The following is a 10,564-nucleotide window of genomic DNA, read 5'->3' as shown; positions in this document are numbered from 1 at the left end:
CGAGATCTACACAGTGCATATCGTCGGCAGCGTCAGATGTGTATAAGAGACAGGTCCTGGCGGCGCTGGCGCAGCGGCGGCAGGTCGAGGCTGACGACGTTGAGCCGGTAATAGAGATCGGCCCGGAACTGCCCGGCATCGGACAGCGCCTTGAGATCGGCCTTGCTGGCGGCGACCAGCCGGCAATCGACGTGCACGGCGGCATTGCTGCCCAGGCGCTCGACGCTGCGCTCCTGCAGCACGCGCAGCAACTTGACCTGCAGGTTGAGCGGCATGGATTCGATTTCGTCGAGGAACAGCGTGCCGCCCCCGGCGTGCTCGATGCGGCCGATGCGCCGCTTGCCGGCGCCGGTGAAGGCGCCCGCCTCATGGCCGAACAGCTCGCTCTCGAATACCGTTTCGGGGAGCGCCCCGCAATTGATCGCCACGAAGGCGCCGCGCCGGCCGCTGGCGTCGTGGATGGCGCGGGCGACGACTTCCTTGCCGGCACCCGTTTCGCCGTTGATCAGGATGTCGACGCCGGTCGGCGCCAGCGTGCCGACCAGCTGGCGCAGGCGCTGGATGGCCGGCGACTGGCCGACGAGGCGCGCCACCCCGCCCTCGCCCTGCCCGGCGAGGCGTTCCTTGAGCAGGCGGTTCTCGACGATCAGCGCCCGCTTTTCCATCCCGCTGCGCACGGCGGCAATCAGGCGCTCCGACGGGAAGGGCTTTTCGATGAAGTCGTGCGCGCCCTCGCGCATCGCTTCGACGGCCATCGCCACGTCGCCGTGGCCGGTCATCAGCAGCACCGGCAATTCGCGGTCGACGCGGCGGACGTCGCGCAGCAGTTCCAGCCCATCCTTGCCCGGCAGGCGCACGTCGCTGACCACCAGCGCCGGGTTGCCGGCGGCCAGCGCGGCGAGCATGCTTTCGCCGTCGGCAAAGCCGCGCACGCCGATGTCGGCCAGCGACAGGGCCTGCTCGCAGCCCTTGCGGACGGCCGCGTCGTCCTCGACCAGGAAGACGACCGGCTCAGCCATGCAGCACCGCCTTGGCGTAGCTCGGCCGGTGCAGCTCGGTGGTCTCGACGCTGAGCTGCACGTCGCCGGCCAGGTGCCCGGCGACGAGCGGCATCAGCGCGGCAAGCAGGCTGTCGGCCAGCGCCTTGCGCTCCTCGTCGCTGCGCCCGGCGAGCATGGCGACGACGACATGCGCGAAGCCGCGCGGCGTGTCGCGGACGCCGACCTGGTGGCAGTCCACGGCGAACGCCCGGCTCTTGATGTCGGCTTCGCCGAACAGGCCGGAATCGAACATCGCTTCGTTGAGCGCCGCGAGGGCCTGGGCCGGGTCGAAATCGGCCAGGTTGCGGGTGTATTCAAGCGTCAGGTGCGGCATGGTTTTCTCCAGCGGCGGGCAAGCGGAGCGCAAAGACGGCCCCGCCCTCCGGGGCGTTGTGCGCGCTCAGGGTGCCGCCGTAACTTTCGGCAATGGTAAGCGAAATGACCAGGCCCAGCCCGAGGCCTTCGCCAACCGGCTTGGTGGTATAGAAGGCCTCGAACAGATGCGAGCGCGCCTCGTCGCTGAGGCCCGGCCCGTGGTCATGCACGGCGATGCAGACCTGGGCGCCCTCGCTGCCGACGGAGACGTCGAGCGCCGGTTCGGGCAGCCCGGCCATGGCGTCCAGCCCGTTGCGCAGGAGGTTGACCAGGATCTGCTCCAGGCGGCCCGCTTCGGCCAGGCAGCACAGGCCGGCCGGCGGCTGGGCGACGACGATGCGCGCACCGGTCTCGCGCCGCCGCGGCTCGACGATCAGCAGGGCATGTTCGATGGCGGCGGCAACGCTGACCGCCTGCGGCGTCGCCGCTTCCTTGCGGGCGAAGGTCTTGAGCTGGCGGACGATGCGCCCGGTACGGCCGACCAGCTCGGAAATCATCCGCAGGTTATCGGCGACCTCGTCGGTGCGTCCGCGCGCCAGCAAGGCCGAGGCGTTGTCGGCAAAAGTCTGCAGCGCGGCGAGCGGCTGGTTGAGTTCGTGGCTGATGCCGGCCGACATCTGGCCCAGGGTCGCCAGCTTGCCGGCCTGCACGGCGGCATCGCGGGTCTCGCGCAGGATGGCCTTGGTGCGCTCCAGCGCGGCGACCTGCTCGGTCAGGTCGGCGGTGCGTTCGGCGATGCGCCCCTCCAGCCCGTCGTAGATGCGGCGCAATTCCTCGCGCCGCTGGCGGCGATGCCGGAAGTGGGCGGCCAGCCCGATCAGGAAGGCGGCAGCAAAGGCGACGGCAACGCCGCCGCCCAGCGCCACGGAACGCGCTTCGCCGGTATCGCCGAATTGCACGATCTGCCAGCCCAGGCTGCCGACCGGCCGGGCATGGATCATCCGCTCGCGCGCCGTCTCGCCCGGCAAGGCGATACGCCGGGGTTCGCCGCCGGCGATTTCGAGCGGCCGGTCGGCCAGCAGCGGCACCGGCTGGCTGCCGTATTGCTGGGTTTCGGCCAGCCGCGCCTTGACCGCCTCGGGCAGCGGGGCCAGCGCGCGGTAGCGCCACTGGCGGTCGGAAGCCAGGAAGACGATGCCGTCGCTGTCGGTCAGCAGCTGGGTGTCGCCCTTGCCGGACAGCGCCTGCTCCATGCTCTCCAGGCCCACCTTGAGGACGATGACGCCGAGCGCCCGGCCCTGCTCGCGCACCGGCGCCGCGAGAAAATAGCCCGGCTCGCCGGTGGTGACGCCGACTCCGTAGAAACGGCCCAGCCCGCGTTCGAGCGCATCGCGGAAATAGGGGCGGAAGCCGTAGTTGTGGCCGACGAAGCTGCGCGGCAGCCGCCAGTTGCTGGCGGCCAGGGTATTGCCCCGGGCGTCGATGAGGAAAGCGACGGCGACCGACGCGCCCTGCTGCGCGGCTTCGAGATAGGCATTGGCGGCCGCCTGCCGGCGGGCATCGTTCGGTTCGCGCAGCAGCGCGGCCAGCGCGGGGTCGAGCGCGAGCAGGCCGGGCAGCGATTCGTGCCGGGCCAGCGTGGCTTCGAGCGACAGGGCGAAGGCATCGAGCCGCTGCGCCGCCAGGTGCCGCTCGCTGTCCAGGTGGCTGTTCAGCAGCAGCCGGTAGGCCAGCCAGCCGAGCAGCACGCAGGCCAGCAAGGCGGCTGCGGACAGCCACAGGGTACGGTGCGAGCGGATGACGGCATCGGGGGGATTCACGCCGTCATCCTAGCTGGTTGGGCCAATCCTAGAAACCGTAGTTGGACGCGCCTGCCGGTGCGGTTGGGCGGGTTGCCGGCGCGAAGCGATGACGCGGCAGGCTCATGCCTGCAAGGAGGAGCGACAAAGCCGGCGGCCTGCCCGACCGTGCCGGCAGGTGCGTAGCGGAGCCAGCACCCGAGTTCCCCGTTGTCACGGTAAAAAAACTCACGTTCATCAGGCTTGCAAAGTGTAGACAAGCGGTCAGCTACGGTTTCCAGGATGAGTTCAGTCGACCGCCGCCAGCTTGAGCTCGTCGTTGGCATGGCGCTGCTGCTCTTCCATGACCAGCATGCCGAGTTCGCGCTTGAGGTCGTTGAAGGCGGCCGACGAGGGATCACGCGGCCGGGGCATGGCGACCCGCTGGTCGCGCTTGACCGTGCCGGGCCGATAAGTCATGACCACGATGCGGTCGGCCAGGTAGATCGACTCCTCGATCGAGTGCGTCACGAAGAGGATGGTCTTGCCCAGCTTTTCCCAGATGCGCAGCAGCTCGTCCTGCAGGTTGCGCCGGGTCAACGCGTCGAGGGCGCCGAAAGGTTCGTCCATCAGCATGATCGGCGAGTCGAGCGCCAGCACGCGGGCGATGGCGACGCGCTGGCGCATGCCGCCGGACAAATCTTTCGGGAAACGGTCGCGGAAGTCCTTGAGGTGCAGCAGGTCGAGCAGCTGATTGACGACCAGCTCGATCTCGACCTTGTCCTTTTTCTGCACTTCCAGGCCGAAGGCGATGTTCTGGCCGACGGTCATCCACGGGAAAAGCGCGTATTCCTGGAAGACCATGCCGCGATCCGGGCCGGGCGACAGGATCTTCCGGCCTTCGATGCTGATCTGCCCGGCCGACGGCGGCTGGAAGCCGGCCACGGCATTGAGCAGCGTCGACTTGCCGCAGCCCGAGGGGCCGAGCAGGCAGACGAATTCGCCGGGCTGGATGGTGAGGTTGATGTCCTTCAGCGCAACGACGTCGCCGCCGGGCGTGTTGAAGACCTTCTGCACGTTGTCGATCAGGATGGGGCTGCTCATGTTCAGTGCTCCAGGCCGCGATGCCAGCGCAGCAGATGATTGTTGAGGCGGCTGACCGCCGTGTCGATGGCCAGGCCGAGCAGGCCGATGGTGATCATGCCGGCGATGATCTTGTCGGACCACATGAACTCGCGGGCTTCGAGGATGCGGAAGCCGAGGCCGTCGTTGACCGCGATCATCTCGGAGACGATGACGACGATGAAGGCGGTGCCGATGCCGATGCGCACGCCGGCCAGGATGTAGGGCGTGGCGGCGGGCAGGATGACGCGGGTGAACATCGTCCATTGACTGACGCCGAGGTTGCGCGCCGCCCGCAGGTAGATGCCGTCGACCTGGCGGACGCCGGCGATGGTGTTCATCAGCACCGGGAAGAAGGCGCCGATGGCGATCAGGAAGAAGGACGGCGGGTTGCCCAGGCCGAACCACAGGATGGCCAGCGGGATGTAGGCGATCGGCGGAATCGGCCGCAGGATCTGCACCAGCGGGTTGAACAGCGCGTAGATGCGGGTGTTGGCGCCCATCAGCAGGCCCAGCGGCAGGGCCAGGCCGGCCCCGATCAAAAAGCCGGCGATGACGCGGTAGAGGCTGGAGTAGGCGTCATGCAGCAGTTCGCCGGAAAACAGCCAGGCCAGCCAGGACTGGCCGATCTCCTGCTCCTGCGCCGGCAGCAGGTAGGCCCACCACTTGGCGGCGACGGCCGACGGCGCCGGCATGACGACGGCCGAGAACAGGCCGGCCCGCGAGCAGGCCTCCCACAGGATGAGCACCAGCACCGGCACCAGGGCGCCGTGGGCGAAGTCTTTGAGTTTCCGCATCGTCGGCTCACTTCACCTTGAGATCGGCCTTGGCCTTCTGCAGCAGGTCGAGCTTGACCCATTCGGCGGCCTTCGGCGGCTTGCTCATGCGGCCGACGCCGTACTTGTTCATGTAGTCGGTGGTGATATCGACATGCTCCAGCGACACGTCATAGGTGTAGTCGGCGTTGTCCATGGCGTCCTTGAAGTCCTGCGACGTGATCTGGCCCTTGAACATCTGCTCGCGCACGTACTTGTCGGCCAGCGCGGTGTCGCTGTTGAACAGCGTGGTGGTCTCGACGAAGCACTTCATCAGGCGCTGGGCGACATCCCGCTTCTCGTTGTACATCTTCTCGGTCATCACCAGCAGGCGCACTGGCTCGCCCATCTTCGTCGAGTACGGTTTCATGACCTCGACGCCGAACTTCTTGTTCAGCGCCTGCGAGGACTGCGGCTCGGACTGGCACATGGCGTCGATCTGCTTGGCGGCCAGCGCCTGGTTGAGGTCGGCGAAGGCCAGGAAGACGATCTGCACATCCTTGCCCGGCTTGTCGGACCAGCTCAGGCCGGCCTTTTCCAGTTCGGCGTAGAGCAGCAGCTCGTGCGCGCCGCCGCGGGTGACGCCGACCTTCTTGCCCTTCATGTCGGCCAGCGACTTGATGCCGCTGTCGATGCCGGCCACCACGCGCGCCCCGCCCTTGGCGAAGCCGGCGACGGTGTAGATCGGCACCCCGTTGGCGCGGCCCGAGATGGCGCCATCCGATGCCAGCGCCGCGATGTCGATCTCGCCGGCGACGATGGCCGGCATGATGTCCGGCCCCTTCGGGAACATGCGTTCCTCGACCTTGAGGTTGTACTTGCCGCAAGCCTCCTTCATGTACGACACCGCCCCGTAATGGGCGAACTTCAGGTTGCCGAGGCGGACGACGTCGGGCGCCTGCGCCTGGCTGGCGATGGGGGTGGCGATGCCCAGGGTGGCAAGGACGGCAAGGCGAATGTTTTTGTGCATGGAACTCTCCTCCGGTATTCAATCAGGGCCGCGGTGCGGACCGGATATCCATCGCAGGAGCTGTGCCAGCCAGCCGAACGATGCAAGCCATTGAAAAAATGGAACATATGAAACCAAAGCCCGGTTCGTAGGTGCGAAAACCCGGACTTTCCGCGGACTGTTGTGCGGAAATCCGCACTGCCGCGACGGGTGCGCTGATCGCCGCTCCGAACGCCGGAGATCGAGACAAAACAACAAGGCCGGACAGGCCTGGCGCCCGCCGCAACAATGTTGCAATGCACTACGCCAGCCTGGCCGGGCGGCCCCCGGAGCATGGCCGCACCGGAAACAAACGACTGTTTATTTACAACAACTTAACGTCATATTTCGCGATTCATCAAAAACGCAACTTATTTGACCTGCGTCAACACAATTGCATGCTGCAGTGCAGCAATATCCAAAAAACATTGCTACAATGACCGCGCCGTAATTATTAATTCCATACTTAAGGAGCCTCCGATGTCGATCAATCCCGAGCAATTCGCCGCCGCCAACAAAGCCGCCGTTGATTCCCTGCTGGCTGTTGCCAACACCGCCCTGGCTTCCGCCGAGCGCATCGCCACCCTGAACCTCGAAACCGCCCGCTCGGTGCTCGAAGACTCCGCCGCCAACGCCAAGGCCCTGATGGGTGCCAAGGACGTCAAGGATGCCGTGACCATCCAGGCCTCCCTGGCCCAGCCGGGTGTCGAGAAGGCCGTTGCCTACGGCAAGTCGGTCTACGAAATCTCTGCCCAGATGCAAGAGCAGATGACCAAGATGGTCGAAGCCCAGTTCGGCGACTTCCAGAAGAGCGTTGCCGGCATGCTGGAAAAGGCCGCCAAGTCCGCTCCGGCCGGTTCCGACGTTGCCGTCGCCGCGGTGCAGAGCGCCATCGCTGCCGCCAACTCCGCCTTCGACAACATGCGCAAGGCCGCCCAGCAAGTGACCGACCTGACCCAGAACAACATCGCCGCTGCCACCAGCGCCACCGTCAAGGCCGCCAAGAAGGCTTCCGGCAAGTAATCTCGCCGAATCTTCAGTCGCAAAAAAGCCCGCGTTCATCGCGGGCTTTTTCACGTTGACGCGCCGGGAAAACTCAGCGCGCCGACGAACGCAACATGTAGAGGTACAACGATTCGACCCGCTCCCGCGCCCACGGCGTCCGGCGCAGGAACTTGAGGCTGGAGGCGATGCTCGGCTCGTGGTTGAAACAGCGGATGTCGATCTGCTGCCCGAGTTCGGCCCAGCCATAGTGGTCGACGAGTTGCCGGAGGATGGCCTCCAGCGTCACGCCGTGCAGCGGGTTGTTCGGTTGTTCCTGCGTCATGCCTGAACGGATCGCCGGTTCAGCGCTTGCGCTGCTTGGGCATCGGCTTGCGCTGACGCTGTCCGGGGCGGGCCTTGGCGGCTTCCGGCTTCGGCTTGGGCACCAGCAGGTTCTTGCCGGCGCCGGCCGCCGCCGCACGATGGGCCAGCATGGCGGCGCGTAGTTGATCGGCCGGAATCGCCACGGCGTCGGCATCGCCGCTGGTCGCATAGGCTGCCAGCAGGCTGCGCAGGGCGATCAGGCGATCGGCCATGTCGCCCTTGCGCGGCAAGGCTTCGATCTGGCTCTCGGCGGCCGGGGTCAAGGCGACGCCGCCGTCGCGGGCGAGCAGCAGGCCGTTCTGGCCGAGGCGGGTGAAGGCTTCGCTGAGTTTTTCCTCGTTCGGGATATTGCCCTGGATCAGGTCGATGGCGGCCATGATTTCCAGCAGTTCGGCAGGACGGCGCTTGGCGGCGAGGGCCGTGGCAAGCAGGACGAGGGGATCGTGATCGTGGATCGGGTACATGGACGGCCTTGAAAAAAAGCAAAGAATCAGCCGAACATCGACTGGCGCTGCGAGGTTCGCAGTTTAAAGCCAGCCACCCCGAATCGCCGGATTGATTTCAACATTTCGGGAAATAAACACCGCCCGGCGTAAAAAAGGCCCGGCAAAACCGGGCCTCGCCTGCCGGGCGCCGACTCAGGCGGCCTCGGCCATCGGCACCAGGAAATCCTTGCTGATCCCGTCGCCGAGCAGGTAGATGCGGTCCATGAAGTCCTCCAGCCATTCGTGCAGGCCGTGTTCGAGAATGCCGCCGATCCGCCCGTAGTGCAGCTGGGCATGCAGCAAGCCGGCCTGGCGGGCGGTTTCGCCCGACTGGCCGTTGGCGATCAGGTCGAGCGTCTTGATCACGCCGTTCATGCAGAAATGCAGCGAGCGCGGCATGTCCTTGTTGAGGATCAGCAGTTCGGCGACGCGGTCCGGCGTGATCACGTCGCGATAGACCTTGCGATAGACCTCGAAGGCCGACACCGAGCGCAGCAAGGCCGCCCACTGGTAGAAGTCGGTCGCGCCCTCGTCGCCATGCGGGCGCAGCACGTGGTACTTGAAGTCGAGGATGCGCGCGGTGTTGTCGGCCCGCTCCAGCAAGGTGCCGAGGCGGATGAAGTGATAGGCCTCGTCCTGCAGCAGGGTGCCCAGCGTGGTGCCGCGCGTCAGCGACGAGCGCGTCTTGACCCACTCGAAATACTCGCCGATCCCGGCCGCGAGCAACTGCTCGAAACTGCGGCCCCGGGCCTCCAGCCAGGTGAAGTTCAGGGTCTCCCACATCTCGGTGGTCAGCGTGCCGCGCACGGCGTGGGCATTTTCCCGGGCCATGCGCAGGCAGCTGTGGATGGACGAGAAATTGTCGGCATCGCTGACCATGAATTTCAGCACGTTCTCGCCGTTGACCACCGGGTATTTGGCGGCATAGGCCTCCTCCAGGCTGTTCAGCGCGATGATGGCGCTCCAGCTCTGGTTCGCCGCCTCCTCGGATTGCGGCACCATCGACATCTGGTAGGTCACGTCGAGCAGGCGGGCGAGATTCTCTGCGCGCTCCATGTAGCGCGACATCCAGAACAAGTGATCGGCAGTACGACTCAGCATGATTAATCCTCCAGAACCCAGGTGTCCTTGGTGCCGCCGCCCTGCGACGAATTGACGACCAGCGAGCCCTTGGTCAGGGCGACGCGGGTCAGGCCGCCGGGGACCATGTTCACGCACTCGCCCGAAGACAGCACGAAGGGGCGCAGATCGAGGTGGCGCGGCGCGATGCCCTCCTCGACGAAGGTCGGGCAGTTGGACAGGGCCAGCGTCGGCTGGGCGATGTAGCCGTCCGGCTTGGCGATCAGCAACTGGCGGAAGTGCTCGATCTGATCCCGGGTCGAGGCCGGCCCGACCAGCATGCCGTAGCCGCCGGCGCCATGCACTTCCTTGACCACCAGTTCCGGCAGGTGCTCGAGCACGTACTTCAGGTCGTCCGGCTTGCGGCACATGTAGGTCGGCACGTTGTTCAGCTTCGGCGCCTCGCCGAGGTAGAAGCGGATCATGTCCGGCACGTAGGGGTAGATCGACTTGTCGTCGGCGACGCCGGTGCCGACCGCGTTGGCCAGCGTCACGTTGCCCGCCCGGTAGGCCCGCATCAGCCCGGGCACGCCGAGCGCCGAATCGGCCCGGAATACCTGTGGGTCGAGGAAATCGTCGTCGATGCGGCGGTAGATCACGTCGACACGCTGCGGCCCCTGCGTCGTACGCATGTAGACCATCTCGTCCTTGACGAAGAGATCGCGCCCCTCGACCAGTTCGACGCCCATCTGCTGGGCCAGGAAAGTGTGCTCGAAATAGGCGCTGTTGTAGGCGCCGGGCGTCAGGACCACGACCGTCGGGTTGGCCACCCCCTTGGGCGAGACGGCACGGAGCTTCTCGAGCAGCAGGTCGGGGTAATGCTGCACCGGCGCCACCTTGTGGCGGGCGAACAGTTCGGGGAACAGGCGCATCATCATCTTGCGGTCTTCGAGCATGTACGAGACGCCCGACGGCACGCGCAGGTTGTCTTCCAGCACGTAGAACTCGCCCTCGCCGGCGCGCACGATGTCGACGCCGGTGATATGCGCGTAGATCCGCCCCGGCACATCGACGCCCTGCATGATCGGGCGGTACTGGGCATTGTTCAGCACCTGCTCGGCCGGGATGATGCCCGCCTTGAGAATCTCCTGGTCGTGATAGACGTCCCACAGGAACATGTTGAGCGCCTTGACCCGCTGGCGCAGGCCGGCCTGCAGCGCCTTCCACTCGGCCGCGGGAATGACGCGCGGAATGATATCGAAGGGGATCAGGCGCTCCTTGCCCGCCTCCTCGCCATACACCGCGAAGGTGATGCCGACGCGGTGAAAGGCCAGGTCGGCTTCGGCACGCTTGCGTTCGATGCGCTCCGGCGGGGTCGCCTTGAGCCAGTCGTCATATCCCTTGTAATGCGCCCGGACGCCGCCCTGGGCGTCAACCATCTCGTTATAGAAGTTCATTTTGGACTCGTCGCTGAGGATGCTCTCGTTCCGGAATCAGCAGGTTCCATGCCACCCGGAAATGCACATCAAATCATGCGCCAAATACAACTTTATGACTATTGACGCACTGCAAAGGTGCATCATTCAAACAACAT

Annotated in this window: 10 protein-coding genes; 1 reads left to right on the top strand and 9 read right to left on the bottom strand. The window is 66.0% G+C overall.

The window, feature by feature from the left end:
• Window positions 1-1,011: 1,011 nt before the first annotated feature.
• From Q0P59_RS12340 to Q0P59_RS12320, 5 genes are all read right to left on the bottom strand, one after another.
• Window positions 1,012-1,374, bottom strand: a complete 363-nt coding sequence (locus Q0P59_RS12340; protein WP_295006762.1) for a 5-carboxymethyl-2-hydroxymuconate Delta-isomerase — start codon at window positions 1,372-1,374, stop codon at window positions 1,012-1,014.
• Window positions 1,355-3,175 (bottom strand): ATP-binding protein, encoded by a 1,821-nt coding sequence (locus Q0P59_RS12335; protein WP_295006761.1) that lies wholly within the window; start codon window positions 3,173-3,175, stop codon window positions 1,355-1,357. The genes Q0P59_RS12340 and Q0P59_RS12335 overlap by 20 nt, the downstream gene beginning before the upstream one ends.
• A 267-nt stretch (window positions 3,176-3,442) precedes the next feature.
• Window positions 3,443-4,237, bottom strand: a complete 795-nt coding sequence (locus Q0P59_RS12330; RefSeq protein ID WP_295006760.1) for an ABC transporter ATP-binding protein — start codon at window positions 4,235-4,237, stop codon at window positions 3,443-3,445.
• 2 nt (window positions 4,238-4,239) lie between these two features.
• Window positions 4,240-5,052: an ABC transporter permease gene (locus Q0P59_RS12325; RefSeq protein ID WP_295006759.1), complete on the bottom strand. Its 813-nt coding sequence runs from the start codon at window positions 5,050-5,052 to the stop codon at window positions 4,240-4,242.
• 7 nt (window positions 5,053-5,059) lie between these two features.
• Window positions 5,060-6,040, bottom strand: a complete 981-nt coding sequence (locus tag Q0P59_RS12320; RefSeq protein WP_295006758.1) for an ABC transporter substrate-binding protein — start codon at window positions 6,038-6,040, stop codon at window positions 5,060-5,062.
• 498 nt (window positions 6,041-6,538) lie between these two features.
• On the opposite strand from Q0P59_RS12320, the gene Q0P59_RS12315 reads away from it, so the two are divergent.
• The gene (locus Q0P59_RS12315; RefSeq protein ID WP_295006757.1) at window positions 6,539-7,081 is read left to right on the top strand and encodes a phasin family protein; all 543 of its coding nucleotides are present in this window, start codon (window positions 6,539-6,541) and stop codon (window positions 7,079-7,081) included.
• A gap of 73 nt (window positions 7,082-7,154) precedes the next feature.
• On the opposite strand, the gene Q0P59_RS12310 is transcribed toward Q0P59_RS12315, so the two are convergent.
• The 4 genes from Q0P59_RS12310 to Q0P59_RS12295 all read right to left on the bottom strand — a co-directional run bounded on the left by Q0P59_RS12310 (window position 7,155) and on the right by Q0P59_RS12295 (window position 10,427).
• Complete coding sequence (locus Q0P59_RS12310; RefSeq protein ID WP_295006756.1) at window positions 7,155-7,385, bottom strand: VF530 family protein; 231 nt, start codon at window positions 7,383-7,385, stop codon at window positions 7,155-7,157.
• A gap of 19 nt (window positions 7,386-7,404) precedes the next feature.
• Window positions 7,405-7,890 (bottom strand): hypothetical protein, encoded by a 486-nt coding sequence (locus Q0P59_RS12305; protein ID WP_295006755.1) that lies wholly within the window; start codon window positions 7,888-7,890, stop codon window positions 7,405-7,407.
• A gap of 174 nt (window positions 7,891-8,064) precedes the next feature.
• On the bottom strand, window positions 8,065-9,012 hold the full coding sequence (locus Q0P59_RS12300) for an alpha-E domain-containing protein (RefSeq protein ID WP_295006754.1): 948 nt from the start codon (window positions 9,010-9,012) through the stop codon (window positions 8,065-8,067).
• Between the two features lie 2 nt (window positions 9,013-9,014).
• Window positions 9,015-10,427, bottom strand: a complete 1,413-nt coding sequence (locus Q0P59_RS12295; RefSeq protein WP_295006753.1) for a circularly permuted type 2 ATP-grasp protein — start codon at window positions 10,425-10,427, stop codon at window positions 9,015-9,017.
• Window positions 10,428-10,564 lie beyond the last annotated feature (137 nt).

The sequence above is a fragment of the uncultured Dechloromonas sp. genome (genome assembly GCF_945957265.1).
Taxonomy (GTDB): domain Bacteria; phylum Pseudomonadota; class Gammaproteobacteria; order Burkholderiales; family Rhodocyclaceae; genus Azonexus.
The sequence above is the reverse complement of the archived record's forward strand: the minus strand, read 5'-3'. Positions and strand labels throughout refer to the sequence as shown.

What these genes read in the sequence shown, in the direction of transcription:
- Q0P59_RS12340 (WP_295006762.1), bottom strand. Translation starts at nt 1,374, where the DNA reads ATGCCGCACCTGACGCTTGAATACACCCGCAACCTGGCCGATTTCGAC.
- Q0P59_RS12330 (WP_295006760.1), bottom strand. Translation starts at nt 4,237, where the DNA reads ATGAGCAGCCCCATCCTGATCGACAACGTGCAGAAGGTCTTCAACACG.
- Q0P59_RS12325 (WP_295006759.1), bottom strand. Translation starts at nt 5,052, where the DNA reads ATGCGGAAACTCAAAGACTTCGCCCACGGCGCCCTGGTGCCGGTGCTG.
- Q0P59_RS12320 (WP_295006758.1), bottom strand. Translation starts at nt 6,040, where the DNA reads ATGCACAAAAACATTCGCCTTGCCGTCCTTGCCACCCTGGGCATCGCC.
- Q0P59_RS12315 (WP_295006757.1), top strand. Translation starts at nt 6,539, where the DNA reads ATGTCGATCAATCCCGAGCAATTCGCCGCCGCCAACAAAGCCGCCGTT.
- Q0P59_RS12310 (WP_295006756.1), bottom strand. Translation starts at nt 7,385, where the DNA reads ATGACGCAGGAACAACCGAACAACCCGCTGCACGGCGTGACGCTGGAG.
- Q0P59_RS12305 (WP_295006755.1), bottom strand. Translation starts at nt 7,890, where the DNA reads ATGTACCCGATCCACGATCACGATCCCCTCGTCCTGCTTGCCACGGCC.
- Q0P59_RS12300 (WP_295006754.1), bottom strand. Translation starts at nt 9,012, where the DNA reads ATGCTGAGTCGTACTGCCGATCACTTGTTCTGGATGTCGCGCTACATG.
- Q0P59_RS12295 (WP_295006753.1), bottom strand. Translation starts at nt 10,427, where the DNA reads ATGAACTTCTATAACGAGATGGTTGACGCCCAGGGCGGCGTCCGGGCG.